The sequence below is a fragment of the Staphylococcus agnetis genome, from assembly GCF_002901865.1.
GTDB lineage: Bacteria > Bacillota > Bacilli > Staphylococcales > Staphylococcaceae > Staphylococcus > Staphylococcus agnetis.
This window is the reverse complement of record NZ_PPQF01000059.1, coordinates 1-20,173: the sequence shown is the minus strand read 5'-3', so window position 1 is coordinate 20,173 and position 20,173 is coordinate 1. Positions and strand designations below refer to the sequence as shown.

Here is a 20,173-nt window from a genome sequence, read left to right as displayed (position 1 = left end):
CGTTGATTGCTTAAGCCAATCACTCTTGAAAGTACATTACGTACTCAAAATTATTGGAATTAACGTTGACATATTGTCATTCAGTTTTCAATGTTCATTCAAGTCTCGAATATCTTATCACAGCTTAATGTTCTTTACAAGTTATTTACAAGACTTTTATAATTTTAAAACATTTCTTTTTCGATTTCAATGGTAACTTTTACACTATTGAAATATTATTTTTGAAATGTTTCTGTCGTTTTCAGCGACTTTTTAATAATAGCAACTTCATCAATCAAAGTCAACAACTATTTTTAACTTTTTTTAGTTAATTTCGATTGTAAGCAGTTGTCGTGCTCACAAGAACTTATTCTATCAGGTTGTAATAAAAAGACAAGGTTTTTCTTTACACTTATTCTATGCTATTTACACGTATATTAACTTTAACCCACAAAAAAAGAGTAGATTGAAGAAACCATAAAGGTTCTAACCTACTCTTTGTATGAATCAAATAGTCATAAAGATCATTTTTTCGTTTTTTCGATAATTTTTTGCGCCATATTAAGATAAATTTGACCCAATTCATCTTCTGGTTGATATACTGATGGAGAAAAATCAGCAGGTTTCCATGACGGCTGTGCTAAAGGCAATTGTCCTAACAAATCTGTTTGTAGTTCATCAGCTAATTTTTGACCGCCACCTTGACCAAAAATGTATTCTTTATTCCCCGTTTCTTTACTTTGGAAATATGACATATTTTCAATTACACCTAAAATACTATGATCTGTATGTTTCGCCATAGCACCTGCTCTTGCTGCTACAAATGCAGCAGTTGGGTGTGGTGTCGTAACGATAATTTCTTTACTGGACGGTAACATCGTATGTACATCAAGCGCGACATCTCCTGTACCAGGCGGTAAATCAAGGATTAAATAATCGAGTTCTCCCCATTTAACGTCCGTAAAAAAGTTTGTCAACATTTTACCTAGCATAGGACCACGCCAAATCACCGGGGCATTTTCTTCGACGAAAAACGCCATTGAAATGACTTTAACACCGTGGCGCTCCACAGGGACGACCGATTTCCCTTCTATATTAGGTTTCGTATCTATGCCCATCATATCAGGAACACTGAACCCATAAATATCAGCATCAATAAGTCCCACACGTTTTCCAGCACGTGCAAGCGCAACTGCTAAGTTTACGGATACTGTAGATTTGCCAACACCACCTTTACCTGATGCAATAGCGATAAACTCTAAATCATTGCCTTGTGCTAGAAATTCCTCAATGGTTTGTTGCTTTGTTTCATTTGAACCTTGAAACTTTTGAGCTTTTTCTTCAGGTAAGGCTTCAAAACGAATTCCTACTGTTTTAGCACCGTTTTCTTTTAACTTCTCAACTATTGCCATTTGTAAGTCGAGCTGTTGTTGCCCCCCTAGTTGTGCCATCGCTATTTTAACACTCACATGTTCCTTCTCTTCTTTAATAGAGACTTCTAACAAACCTTCCGTCTCTTTTAAAGGTACGTTAACTGAAGGGTCAATCACTTCACCTACGATAGTTTTAACTTGCTCTTGTGTTAACACATCCGCCATCTCCTTTAGTACACATTTTAAATATATTTTAACAAAGATATCATTTCAAAATAAGGTATATGCATCATTTTTGTTCACTATTGTAAAATTAGGTTACACAGCATTTTTCTTCACTTTATTACGATCATGTATAAACAAGCTAATTATCAATCCAATGAATACCATCAATGAAGCAACTAAAAATGCCGCATCAACACCAAACGCCATTGCCTCTCTATGAACCATCGCTTTCGCAATTGTGTTATCTGGTATATACCATGATGTTCCGATAGCCATAACGGTAACCATAATGGCTGTACCCATCGAACCTGAAATCGTTCGTAATGCATTCATTATAGCTGTACCATGAGACACCATGTCATTTTCAAGTGCATTGATACCAGCAGTGTTTAGAGGCATCATAATAAATGAAATAGATATTAAACGAATTGTAAATACAATAATGATATACGTATAAGAGGTATGCGCTGTAATTTGACTGAACATGAATGTCGTAATCAATAACAATGTAAATCCTGGAATGATAAGTATTCGCGCGCCTACTTTATCATATATTTTTCCAGTAACAACAGACATTAAGCCGTTGATAATCGCTCCAGGTAAAACGACTAATCCTGACAAAAAGGCTGATAGTTCAAGTACGTTTTGTATATAAATCGGTACTAAGAGTGCTGGACCTACCATGGATGTAAAAGCAATCATGGAAGCAATTGACGTTAATGCAAACGTACGGTTTTTAAAAGCTTCTAGCCGTAAAATTGGGTTTGTGATTGTCAATTGTCTTTTTATAAACACGCCGATAATAATCATACTTACAACTAAACTCATAATAACGATAGGATGTTGGAAACTGATTGTACCAGCAATACTAAAAGCATACAACATTAAGCCAAACCCTAATGTCGATAACATTACTGAAGGTTTATCCAACTTTACAGATTTCGTTGTACTAAAATTATGCATATATTTAAAACCAAAAATATAACCAATTACTGCTACTACTACAACAACATATAAAGGTACACGCCATGAAAAATGGTCTACAAGTACACCTGATAAGGTTGGACCTATTGCAGGAGCGAATTGAATCACTAAACCAGATAGCCCCATTGCAAATCCTCGTTGATTTTTAGGAAATAGTGTAAACATAGTAAATTGACTTAAAGGCATAATAATGCCAGCTCCCATAGCCTGAATGACTCTTGCTGTCATTAATATCGCAAAATTAGGTGCTAGTGCAGCAATGATAGAACCTAAAAGGAAAATCCCCATCGCAATAATATAAAGTGTTCGTGTCTGTATACGATCCATAAAATAGGCTGTTAAGGGAATCATTATGCCGTTCACTAACATAAAACCTGTAACAAGCCATTGCGATGTGCTTTCGTTAATATTTAACCCCTTCATAATATCTGGTAGAGCTGTATTTAAAAGTGTTTGGTTAAGTATCGCAGTAAACGCACTAATTAACATAACTGCTACGATGATATTACGCGCTTCCTTCCCAATTTGATTAGATGTCATTCTTGTAACCTCATTTCCCCTAGCCCGGTATCCGTGACTGACTATAGTTTTTCAATATAACACTTCACGCCATTGATTGATGTTTCAATGCACCTTTATCCAGAAATGATGAATAACTATATATCAATTACTTTCTAAGTAATCCATCATCCTTCAACATTAGTAATGTTTCTTTGACTTTTTTCATACATTAACTCAAATGTTAAAATGTTCATATTCAATTTTATTTTACACTTCTCATTCGAAGCACTCAAAATGTTTGTTCGATATAATAAAAAAGCTATAAATGACATCGCTTAATATAAAACTAAGCTGCCACTTATAGCTTCATATCTCTTACTATTTGCGGTTATGATATAAATTTTCTGAGTCAGGATAAAAAATTTCTTTACACATATAAAGAAATGCAAAAATAATCATCAATACCCAGTAATCTATATGAATATGGGAAAAATGCACATGTACGATGAAATAAAATAAGAAAACAATAATTGTATAAGTAATGAGGTGAAATGTCATACCTTGTAAATAAGGGTTAGGATAAAATTTCTTTTTCAATATATCCATCACATACTCAATACAGTAGATGAGAAAATAACCTAATAATATATAACTACCATAATAAAAAAGGTTGTCGTAAAATCCTTCATTGAATGTAAATTTTGCTAAATGTAAAAAGATCAATATTCGACTTAGTCCAAATAGACCAAATGCAAGTAATGTTAAAAATATTCCACCTGAAATGATAAAAATCATCATAATTACTAGTAACGTAAGGATATTGATTAAATTAAATTTTTTCTTCAAATTCTATCCTCCTCACATTACGTAATGAATCGTTTACGTTAAACTTATATCGTCTTGTGTTGTTGCCATATCACCCATAAAACGCTGAGCAATAGCATAGCTAATGCCATAACGTGTTGTATAGGAACATTTAAAAATGCCACGGACATACTATACACAGTTCCCATTATTGCAGAACCCATCGCATTACCTAAATTACGATTCAGTGTAAATAAAGACATCATTTTTTTCATTTGTCCTTGTGATACACCCTCTTGGACTAATACGCTATCTTTAGTGAATGCACTCCCGAATCCCATACCTGCAAAAAATACTGTGATTGCAATGAGTATGGGGTGGTTTACATTCAAACTCACACTTACACTTGCTAAAAACAAAAAGATTAATAATGTCACATAAAACGTCTTGATAGATACATATTGCTCAATGTAGTCTAATGTAAAATTGATTAAAAGCCATCCTACTGATAAAGGAAATATGATTAATCCACTCTGTAAAGGAGAGTAATGAAATTCATCCTGTAGATATGATGGAATAAAGACATTAAATCCTATTAATATGGCTGCTATCATTATATCGGTTATAAATGCAAGCCGAATTTTAGGTGTGAATTCTTTTATAGATATAAAGGCATGCGGTTTCTTTTTATAATAATGTATTAACCCAATGCTAAAGAAAATGAGTAGTAACAACGCACCAACATACAACAAATTCATTTGATATGTCATAACCGTCCACATTAGACATCCTATAAATATATAAAAGAGTAATATGCCTCTATAATCAACGACATGTTTTTCGGTCGTTTCTGCCTCAAATCGATAACTGATGATGACTAATATAAATGCGATCGCTCCAATGGGAACATTTATAAAAAAGAGCCAGTGCCAAGTTGTCCATTCTAAGATAAATCCACCTATAAAGGGACCGATAATACTCGAAATCCCCCACACACTACCTACTATACCCATTACTTTGTATCTAAAAGGTATAGCAAAAGCTAACTTTGGTACAATTTGGGCGAGTGACATATTGATACCTGCGCCAATACCTTGTATAAAACGCGACAACAATAACATGTCAAAAGTGTGACTAAAACCAGCCAATAGACTACCACCGATAAATAAACTTAAACCCAACAATGTAATCACACGAATTTCAATCCGAGACATGAGTTCGCTAATAAGTGGAATGGCCACTACAATACCTATAAAATACACAGTAAAAACAAAGGCGATAGAAACATCTGGACGTAAATCATGACGCATAGTTGGCAAAGCAATGGAAACAATAGTCGTTTCAATGGCTGACATAAACATGATTAATACTAATGACATAATCACATTGAACTGTTTCATTTTCATAATGTATCCACCTTCCATACCACTTCATTTATTACTATAAGATAAAAAGCATCGTAATAAAAACGAATCACTCTAATTTTATAGAGAGATTCGTCTATCATTAATTATGATTTTTAAAATAATGCCTCACTGCTAGCATGATAGCAATAACAACAACTGCAAATATGAGCGATATTACACCAAATATTGGCGAACTCTGCATTGCCCCCTCGCCAAATAAGTAATAAAAAGCAAAATATATTTGAAATAGTAATAACACGGTTAACCCCATCATAATGGATGTGTACTTTGAAAACATGTTACATCCCACCTACATAAAATAAACAATTCCGATAAAATGAAATATGGACGCTATTAAAATAAAAATATGCCATATCATATGAAAATACGGTCTGTTTTTTTGAGCATAAAACCATGCACCAATGGTATAAGCAAGTCCACCTAATACTATAAACAATAAAAATATCCAAGCTTGCTCTTTAAGTATGATTGGAAAATAGATGACACCAACCCAACCCATAAACAAATAGATAAACAAACTTAATTTTGGGTTAACGTGCGTAGATAACGCTTTATACAAAATGCCCCATATCGTTATCCCCCATAGCAAAATCATTACTGTCCAACCTAACCATCCACCAACAAGCACTAATGATATAGGCGTATAACTCCCTGAAATAGCGACATATATCATACTATGATCAATGATTCGTAAAACATACTTATGTGATGATGCTTGTTGCATCGTATGATATACCGTAGATGACATAAACATTAAAAAGAGACTTATTACGAAGACAGATACGCTAATCGACATCGTTACGCCTGTAGATATATAACTATGAACGGCTGCATATGGGAGTGCAATGAGCATTAATAATGCCGCAAATCCATGTGATACTGCATTACCGATTTCCTCTCCAAAAGAGAGTGGATTCATTTCTTTAAACGCATTTAATTTATTTTTTGCAACTTTAGTGGGCTTCATTTGCGACATTATATCACCCCTATTCAATAATGTTTAATCGTATTAAATCATTTGTAGCTGTTTCAACACTATCTTTACCTTCTTTATTTTTTAAAGGGCTAAATTCCTCGTCACGTAAAACTTGTAACGTGATAAAAGATTGCGCATATTTAAAAATATCAAAATAAAACAGTTCAAACTTTAACGTCGGTCGTTTCACAATACCAAAATCCTCATCAAGTTGTTCTAGTTGCTTAATAGCTAAATGATATGGCAATGGTTCGTCGACAACACGGTTTATAAAATCCGTTTTAAAAGCGTGAATACCAATATTCGCATTTTCAAAACGATCAGCCACTTCTGGGTCAAGCTCAGAGTATTCTAATACTGCATCTTGGCCATCTTGGCTGACAAGACGACCAACACTTTCACCCGGTTTAGGTTGTATTGATTTAGATGTTACATCTTTGTCGTAGTATGCTGTAAATCCAGCAAATATTGGATCTAATACACGTACAAGTACGTTATCAATATTATTTACAAAAATAAAACGATTCCCACGTTCAGTCATTTGGTCTAAATATCCCGCGCGTTTTAGTGCTTTAAAAACACCACCATTTCCATTTGGTGTTTCCATAATTTGAGCCTCATGATTAAGAATCAATTGTCCTTCTTCATTTAAAGCTACAATGGTATCTTGTTTATAAAAATAAACGTGTGATGGGTCGTATCCAAAATAGTCATTTGTTTCAAAAAATTGACGTGTTTCTACATCATTAATGTCGCTTGTCATAATATACCAGTCAACATGTGTACCTGTAAGCTCATGTAAACGTATTAATTGACGTGCTTGTAATTCAAAAAGACTCGTTCCTTTGATTTTAAATGAGCCTTTAGGCCCTTTATATCCAAGGCGCGTCCCTTGACCACCCGCCATTAATAACACAGCAAATTGATGATTGCGAATAGCTTCTAACCCTTTTTGTTCATACTTATGACGTAATGCGTCATCGAAATCATTTTTTCGTACATAGTCAACTTCTTGAATCGCAGATACATCACTAATTGTTTGACGTTGTACATAGACATCATGATACAATTTTTGAATCTCAGCGAGGTCAAGTGCATTAAGGCGTTCTTCAAGTCTATCTTTTTCGTTTTGGCTCATCATCTTCTCATATTCTAATAAATGCTGTTGATGATATTTTTCCAATTTACTTTTTTCAAGCATAATTATACGCTCCTTTAATTCATAAATTCATTTCAACGTACATTTCTATTTAAATCCAAGTCATCAATACGCGTTTAATCGGTGTTTCGAATAATATGTATACAGTTAATAGCGTAAATGTTGAAGCTAAAGATAAATCCACTAAGCCTCCCGTTCTAAAATGTATCGGAAAGCGCACACGTATTGGTAATGGAAATAATAAACGTACACCTCTAGGGGTTAACATATCTAATATTACATGTGAAAGCATACCACAAATAATGCTAATCATATAGTAAAGCGGTGTTTGAATTAGCGTTAATAGATAATAGCTAAGAATAATGAATAACAACGAATGCGTAAATGTACGATGGCCAAACAAATGTTTGACGATAAAGCTCAAAATTTTTAATCGTTGACCTATTTTACTCCTCGTATGACAAATATCAGGAAATATACTAGCAATACCAGCTATAACAATGGCTGTCACAGATTCAAACAGATCAAGTTCAAAATGTGTAGCTACCATAGCTCCAATGAGTAAGCCCGCAGAGGAATGCGTTTTTCCAGTCATTTCTAACTCCTTTATCTCTACATTTTCCAATGACTTAGTATACCATATCTTCAATCAAAACACGAACATATTTTCGCATTTCAATTAGTATGTCACATTTGTAAAATGTATAACACATTTCTCTTGCAATTCTTTAAGAAATCGGTTACACTATAGTCATCAATTAGGAAAAGGATGTGTCAGTCAAATGGCTATGACAGTTAAGAAAAACGACAAAGAAGTACAAATCCAATGGAGAGTTGCAGATATCCGTATTCCAAACGACCAAATCAAAAACGTGACTGAGGATCAAGATATTCACGCATTCCCTAGCACTGAAGAAAAAACAGTTTCTCGTATTGGATCTACATTTGGCAAAACGAACCGTGTAATCATTGATACGGATGACCATCAATACATTATTTATACGCACAACGACAAAAAAGTTTATAACGAAGTAACTAAATAAATATAAACGTTAACAATTCGTTGACATCAAAAAAGCAATCCGAAATGGATTGCTTTTTTGATACCCAGTTCTATGACATATAAAAGAGAGAAGCTCAGATTAACCCAAAAAATGCCGTCAATACTTGACGACATTTTTATTTTTAAATTTTTCGTAATACGTATAAGAAATATGGCGCACCTATAATAGCAATTAATACCCCTACTGGAATATCAATTGGTGGTGCGATCGCTCTCGCAAGACCATCCGAGAAGACCATCAATAGGCCGCCTATTAAACCTGACATTAAGACGATATGAAGATGTTTATGTCCAACTATACTCCGTGCGATATGTGGTGCGATTAATCCTAAAAAGCTCAAACCACCGACCACGGATATTGAAGCGCCTGCGAGCATTACTGCTGTAATAAGTAATATCATTTTCGTACGGTTTACATGAGTGCCCAAACTTGTTGCTACATCTTCTCCTAAATCTAATAAATCTAATTTCCTGCAATACATTAAAATAATAGGGACTGCAACAATAATCCACGGCAGAATCACCAAGACATGATCAAATGTTCTTCCAAATAAGCTACCCGTTAACCATACGAGCGCAATATTTGCCTCCATAGGGTTTCGAATTAATAAATACTGGACAATCGCCATCGCAATTGCGCCTATTGCCATACCTATAAGCGCGAGTTGCGAACCTTTCACACCCTTATAGCTAATTAATAACGATAATATAATACTTATAGCAACAGCACCTACAAATGAAGCAAATGGTAACACGTACAACGGTGCTTTAGGAAACAAAATAATAACGATGACTGCCGCAAGACTGGCACCTTTTGTTATCCCTATAACATCTGGCGAAGCTAAAGGGTTTCGAATCACGCCTTGAATGACTGCACCAGAAATCGCTAATGCCGCCCCTACAACAATGCCTAAAATCATGCGTGGAATACGGTATTCAGTTAAAATGAAGTTTTCACCCGTCCACATTTCCTTTAAAGCTTGATTAGGAGCAATCCATACAGCCCCTGCACTTAGGCTTAAAATAGAAACTATGATTAATAGAAATACAATAATGAGATAGCGCTTGGATAACTTTAATTTCATCGTGCTTTCACTCCTCTCATTGTAATCCATAAGAAATACAATGCGCCTATAAATGAAGTCACAATTCCTACTGGAGATTCAAATGGAAAAGCGATCAAACGACTCACCACATCAGAAATTAAAAGTAAATTAGCGCCGATAATCATAGATAACAAGATAATTAAAAAATAATTTCGATTCAAATAATACTTCACGATATGTGGCACAATAAGACCCACAAAACCAATTGGTCCGGCAATAGATACACAAGCACCGGCTAGAACGACGACAATGAGTCCGGCTATGGCACGTACACGTTGTGTATTTTGACCGAGTCCCTTCGCAAGTTCATCACCTAATTCTAAAATAGCGAGTTGTCTTCCTAAAAATAATGCCATGACTAACCCCGTCATAATCCAAGGTAGAATATGAATGATATCCGGCCATTTAATCGTATGTAATGCACCAACCAACCAAAACATGACGGTTGTTGTCGCATCTTCATTTAATAATATAATTCCTTGCGTTAAACTCGTAAAAAATAAATGTATTGTCATACCAGCGAGTGCAAGTTTAACAGGTGTCATCCCTCTCGTTGTTCCAGCTAATAGGTAAACGGTTAAGCCACCAATAAATGCACCGACAAATGCATAAATCACTGTATATTGTGCCAATGATGGCAATAACACTGTAATCAAAACAACGACAAATGAGGCACCAGCATTTACGCCAAATATTTGCGGTGAGGCAAGGGGATTGCGTGTAATAGATTGCATTAACACCCCTGCCACTGCAAGTGCTGCACCAATAAGTATTGCTGCTAACATCCTTGGCATGCGTACGTTATGTATTAAGAAAGTATCTTTCGTATCTTTTAGTTGAAACATATAGTCCAACATCGATTGAAACGAGATTTTAGATGCACCGATTGCAAGATTAAGATATATTGCAATAATAAGAAAACAGACGCTCACAATAAATGTGAGCGTTGTGCGTTTTCCATGGTGATATTCTTTAAATTTTGAATGTGACAGCTTAGACATTAGAAATCACCTTTTTGATAAAAATTACATGTTACAAACGTATTTATAATACGTTTATTTTTGTTCTTTTTTCGAAATTTCAGCGAGTTCTTTCGCAATTTCTTCAGAAGAAATCAAACCACGGAACTTCGCCCAAGTTTGTCTATCTACGATGTGTACACGATTGTTTTTAACAGCTTTAACGTCTTTCCAAACTGGATCTTTTTTCATTTTAGCATAGTGAGGATCTTTGTCGCCATTAACCATGATGAACATACGTTCAGGGTTCACTTCTGCAAGTTGTTCTGAGTTCATATTTAAATATGGTGCGTTTAAATACTCAGGTAATTGATCTTCAACCTCTTTCGTTAGCGCTTCTTTAAACCCTAATTCATATAAAAATTGACCTACATAGGATTTATCTGAATGCGCTAAAAATCCAGATTGTGAAATAACAGCTGGTAAAACTTTTAAGTCTTTGTTCATTGTAATTTCTTTTTTATATTTTTCAATTGTTTGTTTATGTTCTTCTAAGCGCTTATCCGCTTCTTTTTCTTTAGATAATGCTTTAGCTATCGTTTTGAATGCTTCGATATTATCTTTATAATCTGCATCTAAACTAGGTAACATAATTGTTGGTGCAATTTTACTTAATTGCTCATAATTCCCTTTATGACGGTTAGCATCAGCAATAATTAAATCTGGTTTTAACTCACTAATAACTTCTAAGTTAGGTTGTTTTCGTGCGCCAACTGATTTATAGTCGCCCACTTTATCTTTAATCGGTGCGATAATATTTCCTTTTTTACCATCATCTGCAATACCTACAGGTTTAACTCCTAGTGAAACGAGCGCATCAACAAATGAATATTCAAGCGCTACAACACGTTTAGGATCACCCTTAACCGTTGTAGTTCCTCCTTCATGTTTTATTTCAACGCCTTTACCATCACTAGTACTCTTATTGTCTGAGTTACCTGAATCACTCACGTTACCACATGCAGCAAGAGTGATGATGAATGCTACCAATGTGAATAAACAAAATGCTTTTTTAATGTTCACAATGACATTCTCCTTTTCTTATGTAATTCGCCTTACCTCATACATTTTAATTGATAATGATTCTCAATGTCAATATCTATTCAAAATTTTATTTTCTTTTGTACTGTTCAAATTTTCTAACATTAAGTCGATGCCAGTATCATTGAGATAACGTTTGGAGAGATGTGGTGCATGCATACTATGTGCAAGCGCAGCATAGCCTAATTTAAACGTCATTACATCACCAATTTGATAGCCATGTGTTTCATCTAAATCTATTAATAATAAATCACTTGTACTTCCTACAATTTTCACTTTCGAATCCACCGGTGTTATTTCTGTTACAACTGTATCTAAATTTCCGAAATCTACAAGTGCCTGCATGTAGGGTTGATGTGTGGATAAATTCAATCGCGGTTTAATTTCAATAATGTGACCTACAAGCTCAATCGCATCATCATATAAAAATGGAAGTCGTTGGTTATGCGCTGTTTCATATCCTCTGAACAATGCTTCACCTATACGTAATTCATTAATAGGACCTAAATCATGATACATTGCTAACGTTAACATACTCGAATTACCACCAGAGATTGTTGTAAAAATAAAACCTGTTTCTTGTTCAACACTATTTAAAAAGTGTTCAATATAACTGATATCTTCCTCCGTTGGTGGCATAGGTCGATAACACATAAAATTAAATGCTAACCCTTTCAAAAATACATGATCCATGCGCATTACTTCATTAATGTAGTCCACCGCTTCATAAGTCAATAGACCTTCTCTACCATCTTTCCAATCTACCATTAGTAAAATTTGATGGCGCTTATTTTGTTTTTTCGCTTCTAAGTTAATACGACGAATGACATTAATATCACTTTGAATACTCATTGATGTTTGTGACACAAGTGTCGATATTTCAGATAGCGTAGCCCCCTTAATCATGACGTAATTCAATGTTCCATAATGTTCAGAAATAATGTTCAGTCGTGATTCTGCTATGCACTGAAAAGGTAACGTTTCAAATAGTTTTGCGATTTGCGAATCACCTGCGACACATTTAAGTACCGGTACCATATTAATACCGCGTTCATCAAGCATACGCTTTAATAATAGAGCGTTATATTTAATTTTACTGAGATGAATATTGATATGCGCCACAATTTACACCTCTTTTCGTATTGGATTTTGGAGTTCGATTTGCATATACGATTTTACCCTTTGATGCATACGCATTGTAAGCAATGCTTTAACAGTCACTGTTTGACCAAATAAAATTTCTCTCAAGACACTTGCATGCGATAAATGATCCTTTATCGCTGTATCTACCTCGTCGCGAACGATGGCATAAAGACATGGTTCTGCAATATGATGTGTATGATTAAAATGATCTATTAAGGTCCCCAATTGATTTTGGATTACAGCATGTTGGAATTTGGCTACCACCGCTTCGATATCCTCAGCAATTAAACTTTGGTTAGAAATTTCTAGTTCTGGCACTTCTTTTTGCAATGTTGGAAGATCAATCCTAGAGCCACCTAAATCCCTCACATTAAAGGAAAATTCACGGGTTTGTTGATTAATTTGTAAAACCGTATTTTGCTGGTGGGCTTCAAGTGCAATGCCATAAGTTTGGATATAAGCAATTAACGGTGGTATTAACGCATGTGTATAGTCTTTAATGAAACGTACGATAGTTGCCTCATTAATATCGTCATATAAGAATTCAATTAAGCTGTCAACGGTGATTTGTTCGTCTACTGGATTTTCTTGAGTGAGTGCAGCAGTCACTATTTGTAATACATTTTGATTCGCGGTTGCTGGAGATTGACGTACAATCATTCCGAATTGACGTGCAGTATCTGGCTCCTCTTTTACATAAGCACCATAAGGCTCTAAAGCAACCTGTAGAGTTGGATATATATTTAAAAGCCTTTGTAATTGATAACTAAGCTTTGGCCCATCTACAGTTGTTACAGTGGACACTGTACGTACCGCACTTGTTGCTTGTACATTAATAGGCAACTTAATATGATAAGGTTTTTGTTCTAGTGCCATTGTTCTAAATGAGAGTGTTGCTTTAGATGGCACACTGTATGGCGTTGGTATAATGCGTAACATCTGAATTCTATGGGCAAATTGCGTTGTAATCACATTGTCATATTGCCATGGATGCACTAACATAATTCGATAATCATTTAATTGACATCCTAATGGTTCTAAAAATTGCTTGAGTCGCCCGTTAAATTCAGGTAATACGTGTGCACCAATAAAACGGTCATTACCGTCCATAGCAGTAATTTCAAGTTCATCTTGATGCACGAGGACGATACGTAAAAATATCGTTTTCATAAATTCAGGTGCATAATCACGAATTTCAGCTTCGTTTAATGGAAGTTTGGTTTTAGAAAGCGGATGTGAAGGATGCCCCTCCCAAACCATGCCTTCAGTATATGCTAAACTCGTCCAATCGTTATTCCCTTGCATATGGCTCAGCCATGATATAAAGTTAATTTTTTCAGGTAAACGTGTGATTTTTAATGAATGTTGCATAGCGATTTTACGTTGTTCCAATTGATCATAAGTTAAAGATAATCCTAACCGACTATGTTTTAATTCTTCTATGAGTTGATCATGAAATGGAATATTAAAGTGTGTTTCCAAATGTGAGATGAGTGCTTCTAAACTATCAAGCTGTTCATCAGATTGACCCATCTGATACGTTATCGGACCGTTTAAATGTATTTGAAAAAATGCACTATGTGTTTGACATTTAACATGCAACACATGTTGGTGAAATTGTATTTCTACCGATGTGGGGTGAATCTGAACGTGCGCATCATTAGGAAATAGTGACTCTTTCATACAGGCTAGTAACACCCGATATTGTATATTTCTATCCGCACGTTGATCATTAGTGAGTTTCATTTCTCAATGGACCTCCAATATATTTTTGATTGACTACATACCCCAAAATAGCGATGCTCATTGTGGTGATCCCCATAATTAAAAATGTAGGTGTAATACCGATCCAATCCGTGATTAAACTCAATAGCATTGCGCCTAATGGTATCATTCCGCGATCTATCATAATCACACTTAAAATTTTCCCCCGATGTTCCGGTTCAATATCATTTTGGAAAAAGACTCTGTTTGAAGTACGGGCCAATTGACCAAACATACCTACAAAAAAGATGACAATGAACAAAGTCATTACGTTAGCTTTAAACAGGCTCAATAACCCAATTCCAAATCCTATCGAACTAAAAAAATATAGATGATTATTTTTAGTATAATCGATAATATGAGGAAGTACTAATGTTGCAATCACACCACCGATTGCACTGATTGTCATCGCCGTACCAAAAACAGATGCATTATTTGGAAAATGCGCATCTGTTAAAATAGGTAACATTGTTGTATAGGAATAACCTGTAGCCATTATAACGAGTGAAGTTAAAAAAATGTTTCTACCTTGTATATGTATTTTTAAATACTGCTTGGCAACGGTGAAAGAAAGACCTCTAACTCGTTTTAGTTGTGTCGCTTTAAAATAAAGCGGTAAACTGAGTAACAGTGATATTCCATACACTACAGCTTGTAACAAGAAGGCATATGCACTGCCATATAACGCAATAATAAAACCTGAAATAGCTGGTCCAATAGAACGACATATGTTGAGTATAAAAGCATTGTATGATACAGCTTTAGACACGGGTAACTTTGTCGATAAATCTGGTAATACAGCTTGTCTTACTGGCGTTTCCAATGCACTTAAAGAGCCACGCAAAAAGGCATAGCTAAATAATACGAACATCGGTACATTTCCTATAGAAAACACTAAAACGGTTAAGGTGGTTGTCACAACACATGAACTTGCGACACTCCATTTTATGAGTTTACATCTACAATACCGGTCGGCTAAGCCCCCTGCCCATAAACTTAATAAAAAAATGGGAATTAAACGGAAGAAATTGAGTAAAGCCAAATCCATCGCATTATGGTTCATTTGAAACGCATACCAATTTAATGCAATCTGACCAATCCAATTTCCTAAAAAGAGTAAAAAAGTGCTAGAAAAATACCATTTAGCCAAAATACTCACCTTTCTTCAATTGATAACGATTCTCAATTCCGATATTATGGATTATACGAATCCTCTATGCATTTGTAAAACAAAAAGAATGAGGTGCACAAATGAATTCCGAAAGTAAAGTAAGTTATAAACAACTAGAATTTTCACGCGAAGAAAAAGAAAGTTACGCATATTTACGAAAGCACTCTACAGAATGGGCTGAATTGTTTTTACAACACCTTTTAGCCGGGCGTGATAAAGTAACGGCACGTTTGATGGGATCTCTTTATAGAGAGAATCTTGTTGGAGGCTATGAAAATAGTCATATTTTGTCTGCAAATCATTTAGAAAATACCCCTTTCAATAATAATGATGTGTTAAAGATTCATTTCCCTTCTCAAAATATATCGATTTGTGCTGAAGTGACGGGTCAACACGCTTTCAATCGTATTGATGTGACTGGCCCATTTTATTGGTTGCAAGATCATTCATATCATCGCGTGTTACACCCAAATGAATTGTTAAATGTTGTATTAAGAGAAGACCCTTCTTTAAACGGCGAACACAGTCAACAATTCAAAGACGATTTAGAAAATAGTGCAACACATATGGCACTCGCATTAAGTTATCAATCTTTTAAATTCAAAGATGTCACCTCTTCATTGTTAACTTATATTCAAAAACAACCTGATGCGTATTTGGCATCTGAGCAATCCGTAATCGAAGGTCACCCTATTCACCCAGGCGCCAAACTTCGTAAAGGTATGACTACTGAAGAAACTATCAAGTATACTTCTGAATACAACCATGAAATCCCTTTACAATTCGTATTAATACACGAATCATTGACGCGTAAACAAAGTATTGTAGGTCCATATCAAGAAGCTATTTTTCAAATGTTTTCAAATTTAAAAGAAACGATTCAAGCTCAAGTGGCTTCATCAATAAACATTGATGACTACGATGTGATGATTATTCATCCATGGCAATATCAACAGATTATAAACAAAGACTATTCACAAGAATTAATGACGCATCTTATCATACCAATTTCCTATGATGCGCCTTATTTTTCAGGATTATCCTTTAGAACATTAATGCCAAAGCATCCTAAAATAACACCACATATTAAACTATCGACAAATGTCCATATAACAGGTGAGATACGAACGTTATCTGAACAAACGACTCATAATGGCCCATTGATGACCCATATTTTGCGCACCATAGAATCAGAGGATAAATGGTTTACACAATTAAATACACAATCTGTTCCAGAGTGGGCAGGTATTCATTTTTATAAACCATCAGATGCCCCTAGCATACAGGAACAGCGTAGCGAACAACTCGGAACACTCTACCGTGAAAACATTTATCGCTACGTTAATAATGATGAAATACCATTAATCCCTTCAAGTTTCGTAGCCACACTTCCAAATGAAAGAACACCACTATTGATGGCGCTCATTTCACGTTATCAACATCATCATCACTTAGATCAACGGGAAAGTGTGCTTCAATGGTTTAAAAGTTATGCTGCGTCATTGATTGATTATGTCGTCCCACTACTTGTAAAGTATGGTATCGCCCTTGAGGCACACTTACAAAATACGGTTGCTGTGGTAAACAAAGACAGCGGCGCATTAACCCAAATGCTGATTCGGGATTTTGAAGGCTTACGTATCGATGAAAAACAGTTGAATGCTTCAGGATTTCCAACACACCATTTTCACGAAAAATCACGTATTCTTACGGATAGTCAAACTACTGTATTTAACAAAGCGTTTTATTCAACCGTTCAAAATCATTTGGGTGAACTGGTTGGATGCATTGCAAAATACGTTGACGATTCATCAATCGAACTTGATTTATGGCATATCGTACGCGAACGCATTCAAGATGTATTTAAAGTATTGAAATCAAATGAAAGCAATTTCGCCCGTATACAGGAGATTGAAAACGTATTTTTCAAAGCACAAATTGACTATAAATGCGTCACGACGATGCGACTCTTAGATGAAGCCCATGCCTATACGTATATTCAAGTTGATAATCCACTAAAAATGTAAAAAGCACTTGTTGTTGCTCATTTTCAAAGTCCCTACGTCATCACAACCGTAACTTAAATGCCAGTGAGGTTACTATTATGTATTGCATAAGCTTTCAAAGTTCATGTCAAAATGGAGTTTGAAAGCTTATTTATTTATGGCATGCATCATGGAGCACTTTTTGATATTCAGTGGTTCCGTATTTTAGTAAAGTATATTAAAATTGAGCACAGAGACTAAAAAAGGAGACATGTTAAAATGACAGTCATGCGTACCATTACTTTTATGCTGAGCATTTTCATTGTAGGAATGGTTGAGCTGGTCGTTGCAGGAATTTTAAGCTTAATGAGTCATGACCTCCATATTTCAGAAGCATGGATTGGTCAACTCGTCACGATTTATGCCTTTACTTTTGCACTTACAGGTCCAATATTAGTAAAGCTTACTGAACGCTTTTCACCTAAAACGGTTTTACTTTCAACAATACTTGCTTTTATTATTGGTAATCTTATCATTGCGCTTTCTCCAAATTTCACTATGATTGTCATTGGTCGAATTATCTCATCTGCTGCTGCAGCATTAATTGTCGTTAAAATTTTAGCGATTACAGTTATTTTAGCGAAACCCCAACATCGTGGACGCATGCTCGGGCTTGTGTATACAGGGTTTAGCGGCGCAAATGTTTTTGGCGTACCATTAGGTACACTCATTGGAGATTGGATAGGATGGCGTTATACTTTTGGACTGATTATTGTGGTAGCAATTATTGCTGGCATCATGTTACTATGCTTTTTGCCACATCGTATTCAAACACAATTTGAAACAAAAGAAGATTATCGTATGCGCATTAAGCGACCATCAGAAGTGGTTAAATTATTATCTATTACTTTTATTTTCCTCACCGCGAATTCAGTAGCCTACATCTACATTAATCCACTTATTTTATCAGGAGGGCATACGATTCAATTCGTCTCATTAGCCCTACTCGTCATTGGTATAGCTGGCGTAGTGGGAACGTCTGTAGGAGGATATTTTACAGACATTCTATCTTAGGCGATGTGTCAAGCTAAAATTAAAATTTCTTCAAAAAAATTGTAATTTTTTTAGAAATAAGCTAAAAAACATAAAACAGAGTGATATTGAAGATAAATTCATACGAATTTTTTTGGCACCTCAAATCACTCCACTTTAAAATATACAGTTTTTATACAAAATTTATACGCCCTGTCCTTCCGCGCTCATTGTAAACCATTCGCTTAGATTAACCTGTATTAATTGACAGGTTCGTCCCTCACACAGTCATTTAATACAGGTTTACAATTTTGTTCCGTCATCACCATTTTTAACATTTCTTCACTCGTAATATAGTCAAATATCATACGTGGTCTTTTATTTATCTGCTCTACTGCTGTTCGTAATGAAGCTTCTGAAATATTTTTAAAATCTGTTCCTTTTGGAAAATATTGACGTAATAATCCATTCGCATTTTCAATCGATCCACGTTGATACGGACAACCTAAATCACTAAAATATATATCACATTTTAAATCTTTTTCCAACATTTCAAAAAGCGCAAATTCTTTTCCTCTATCCATAGTAATACTTTTAGGATTCAAATCCTTAAGTATATTCACTATTTCACTACAAACTACATTTGATTGTCTAGTTGGTAAACATTTCGCATACAAATAACGTGTTTTACGTTCAATTACAGTTAATAAACAATATTTCGATGGTCTGACACTCCAAATTGTATCAATTTCATAATGCCCATATTCTTCACGATTATTAATACTTTTTGAGCCGATACCTTATAACACGATTACCTACATCTATCTTTCCACGTTTTTCATTAGATTTATTATACTTTTTACCAGAACGACGCATATCACGCTCTTTATTTACTTTAACTATACCTTGGCGTATATATCTATATATAGTAGGATAACTTATATACTGACCTGTATCTTTTTCAATTTGACTAGAAATCTGCCTAGGTGACCATTTTAAAGCCAATTTTTCTTCAATATAAGCTTTAGTAGTTTCATCAATTGCACGTACTTTTTCAATCTTTTCAGGCGTATATTTACGTTTATTACGCGCATGTTCTTCAGCTAATAATGGATTATATTCACCATTAACTGATCGTTTCTTTATTTCGCTACTTATTACTTGATAATCACGCCCTAATAAACGTGCAATATCTGCCAACTTAACGCCATCATTTAAGTACTTCGCAATTGCCAAACGAGTATTAAAATCTATTTCAACACGCTTTTTTCTTTGTTTCATGTTATCCTCCCTTTACTTTTTTTATTATCCTTTTTAAAATAAGTAATAAGAGAATAACAAAGTTATAATCAACTCCCCAAACATCGCTCAAATGAATAGGGGAGTTGATTTTATTTCTTCAAATTATTTTCTTCATAATC

General features: G+C 34.8%; 18 protein-coding genes and 1 pseudogene. 3 read left to right on the top strand and 16 right to left on the bottom strand.

Going from position 1 to position 20,173, the window contains the following annotated elements:
• Positions 1-503: 503 nt before the first annotated feature.
• The 8 genes from CD172_RS09380 to CD172_RS09345 all read right to left on the bottom strand — a co-directional run bounded on the left by CD172_RS09380 (position 504) and on the right by CD172_RS09345 (position 8,023).
• A complete protein-coding gene (locus CD172_RS09380; protein ID WP_103346197.1) occupies positions 504-1,568 on the bottom strand; it encodes an Mrp/NBP35 family ATP-binding protein in 1,065 nt (354 codons plus the stop codon).
• A gap of 102 nt (positions 1,569-1,670) precedes the next feature.
• Positions 1,671-3,101 carry an MDR family MFS transporter gene (locus CD172_RS09375; protein ID WP_103346196.1) on the bottom strand — a complete coding sequence of 477 codons (1,431 nt, stop codon included), beginning with the start codon at positions 3,099-3,101 and terminating at the stop codon, positions 1,671-1,673.
• Positions 3,102-3,440: 339 nt separating this feature from the next.
• The gene (locus CD172_RS09370; protein ID WP_103346195.1) at positions 3,441-3,908 is read right to left on the bottom strand and encodes a SepA family multidrug efflux transporter; all 468 of its coding nucleotides are present in this window, start codon (positions 3,906-3,908) and stop codon (positions 3,441-3,443) included.
• Positions 3,909-3,952: 44 nt separating this feature from the next.
• A complete protein-coding gene (gene sdrM / locus CD172_RS09365) occupies positions 3,953-5,272 on the bottom strand; it encodes a multidrug efflux MFS transporter SdrM (RefSeq protein WP_103346194.1) in 1,320 nt (439 codons plus the stop codon).
• Between the two features lie 100 nt (positions 5,273-5,372).
• Positions 5,373-5,570 (bottom strand): hypothetical protein, encoded by a 198-nt coding sequence (locus CD172_RS09360; protein ID WP_103346193.1) that lies wholly within the window; start codon positions 5,568-5,570, stop codon positions 5,373-5,375.
• A gap of 12 nt (positions 5,571-5,582) precedes the next feature.
• Positions 5,583-6,260, bottom strand: a complete 678-nt coding sequence (gene trhA, locus CD172_RS09355) for a PAQR family membrane homeostasis protein TrhA (protein WP_103346198.1) — start codon at positions 6,258-6,260, stop codon at positions 5,583-5,585.
• Between the two features lie 19 nt (positions 6,261-6,279).
• Complete coding sequence (locus tag CD172_RS09350; RefSeq protein ID WP_103346192.1) at positions 6,280-7,470, bottom strand: UTP--glucose-1-phosphate uridylyltransferase; 1,191 nt, start codon at positions 7,468-7,470, stop codon at positions 6,280-6,282.
• 49 nt (positions 7,471-7,519) lie between these two features.
• Complete coding sequence (locus CD172_RS09345) at positions 7,520-8,023, bottom strand: metal-dependent hydrolase (RefSeq protein ID WP_103346191.1); 504 nt, start codon at positions 8,021-8,023, stop codon at positions 7,520-7,522.
• Positions 8,024-8,210: 187 nt separating this feature from the next.
• Here CD172_RS09345 and CD172_RS09340 point away from each other — a divergent pair, with 187 nt between their 5' ends.
• A complete protein-coding gene (locus tag CD172_RS09340) occupies positions 8,211-8,471 on the top strand; it encodes a SunI/YnzG family protein (protein WP_037567200.1) in 261 nt (86 codons plus the stop codon).
• A 142-nt stretch (positions 8,472-8,613) separates the two neighbouring features.
• Here the strand turns inward: CD172_RS09340 and CD172_RS09335 are convergent, their stop codons facing one another.
• The 6 genes from CD172_RS09335 to CD172_RS09310 form a co-directional block, all read right to left on the bottom strand.
• Positions 8,614-9,576 carry a FecCD family ABC transporter permease gene (locus CD172_RS09335; protein ID WP_060551578.1) on the bottom strand — a complete coding sequence of 321 codons (963 nt, stop codon included), beginning with the start codon at positions 9,574-9,576 and terminating at the stop codon, positions 8,614-8,616.
• A complete protein-coding gene (locus CD172_RS09330; RefSeq protein WP_060551579.1) occupies positions 9,573-10,598 on the bottom strand; it encodes a FecCD family ABC transporter permease in 1,026 nt (341 codons plus the stop codon). The genes CD172_RS09335 and CD172_RS09330 overlap by 4 nt, the downstream gene beginning before the upstream one ends.
• A gap of 54 nt (positions 10,599-10,652) precedes the next feature.
• Positions 10,653-11,639, bottom strand: coding sequence for an ABC transporter substrate-binding protein (locus CD172_RS09325; RefSeq protein WP_103346190.1), 987 nt, complete (start codon positions 11,637-11,639; stop codon positions 10,653-10,655).
• A 69-nt stretch (positions 11,640-11,708) separates the two neighbouring features.
• Positions 11,709-12,779 carry an alanine racemase gene (locus CD172_RS09320; protein ID WP_103346189.1) on the bottom strand — a complete coding sequence of 357 codons (1,071 nt, stop codon included), beginning with the start codon at positions 12,777-12,779 and terminating at the stop codon, positions 11,709-11,711.
• 3 nt (positions 12,780-12,782) lie between these two features.
• Positions 12,783-14,546 carry an IucA/IucC family protein gene (locus tag CD172_RS09315; protein ID WP_103346188.1) on the bottom strand — a complete coding sequence of 588 codons (1,764 nt, stop codon included), beginning with the start codon at positions 14,544-14,546 and terminating at the stop codon, positions 12,783-12,785.
• Positions 14,533-15,714 (bottom strand): MFS transporter, encoded by a 1,182-nt coding sequence (locus tag CD172_RS09310; RefSeq protein WP_103346187.1) that lies wholly within the window; start codon positions 15,712-15,714, stop codon positions 14,533-14,535. The genes CD172_RS09315 and CD172_RS09310 overlap by 14 nt, the downstream gene beginning before the upstream one ends.
• A 101-nt stretch (positions 15,715-15,815) precedes the next feature.
• Between CD172_RS09310 and CD172_RS09305 the strand changes: the two genes are divergently transcribed.
• Entirely contained in the window at positions 15,816-17,762 is a 1,947-nt protein-coding gene (locus tag CD172_RS09305) for an IucA/IucC family protein (protein ID WP_103346186.1), read from the top strand.
• Positions 17,763-17,999: 237 nt separating this feature from the next.
• Positions 18,000-18,791 (top strand): annotated as a pseudogene (locus CD172_RS09300) (MFS transporter); the annotation flags it as partial.
• Positions 18,792-19,012: 221 nt separating this feature from the next.
• Here CD172_RS09300 and CD172_RS12760 read toward each other — a convergent pair.
• Together CD172_RS12760 and CD172_RS12755 are read right to left on the bottom strand one after the other, a co-directional pair.
• Positions 19,013-19,492 (bottom strand): IS30 family transposase, encoded by a 480-nt coding sequence (locus tag CD172_RS12760; protein ID WP_234022027.1) that lies wholly within the window; start codon positions 19,490-19,492, stop codon positions 19,013-19,015.
• 37 nt (positions 19,493-19,529) lie between these two features.
• Complete coding sequence (locus tag CD172_RS12755; RefSeq protein WP_167701448.1) at positions 19,530-20,033, bottom strand: helix-turn-helix domain-containing protein; 504 nt, start codon at positions 20,031-20,033, stop codon at positions 19,530-19,532.
• Positions 20,034-20,173 lie beyond the last annotated feature (140 nt).

Coding starts and splice junctions, on each gene's coding strand:
- trhA (WP_103346198.1), bottom strand. CDS start 6,260: ATGAAGCCCACTAAAGTTGCAAAAAATAAATTAAATGCGTTTAAAGAA.
- CD172_RS09360 (WP_103346193.1), bottom strand. CDS start 5,570: ATGTTTTCAAAGTACACATCCATTATGATGGGGTTAACCGTGTTATTA.
- CD172_RS09315 (WP_103346188.1), bottom strand. CDS start 14,546: ATGAAACTCACTAATGATCAACGTGCGGATAGAAATATACAATATCGG.
- CD172_RS09375 (WP_103346196.1), bottom strand. CDS start 3,101: ATGACATCTAATCAAATTGGGAAGGAAGCGCGTAATATCATCGTAGCA.
- CD172_RS09345 (WP_103346191.1), bottom strand. CDS start 8,023: ATGACTGGAAAAACGCATTCCTCTGCGGGCTTACTCATTGGAGCTATG.
- CD172_RS12755 (WP_167701448.1), bottom strand. CDS start 20,033: ATGAAACAAAGAAAAAAGCGTGTTGAAATAGATTTTAATACTCGTTTG.
- CD172_RS09350 (WP_103346192.1), bottom strand. CDS start 7,470: ATGCTTGAAAAAAGTAAATTGGAAAAATATCATCAACAGCATTTATTA.
- CD172_RS09330 (WP_060551579.1), bottom strand. CDS start 10,598: ATGTCTAAGCTGTCACATTCAAAATTTAAAGAATATCACCATGGAAAA.
- CD172_RS09335 (WP_060551578.1), bottom strand. CDS start 9,576: ATGAAATTAAAGTTATCCAAGCGCTATCTCATTATTGTATTTCTATTA.
- CD172_RS09340 (WP_037567200.1), top strand. CDS start 8,211: ATGGCTATGACAGTTAAGAAAAACGACAAAGAAGTACAAATCCAATGG.
- CD172_RS09305 (WP_103346186.1), top strand. CDS start 15,816: ATGAATTCCGAAAGTAAAGTAAGTTATAAACAACTAGAATTTTCACGC.
- sdrM (WP_103346194.1), bottom strand. CDS start 5,272: ATGAAAATGAAACAGTTCAATGTGATTATGTCATTAGTATTAATCATG.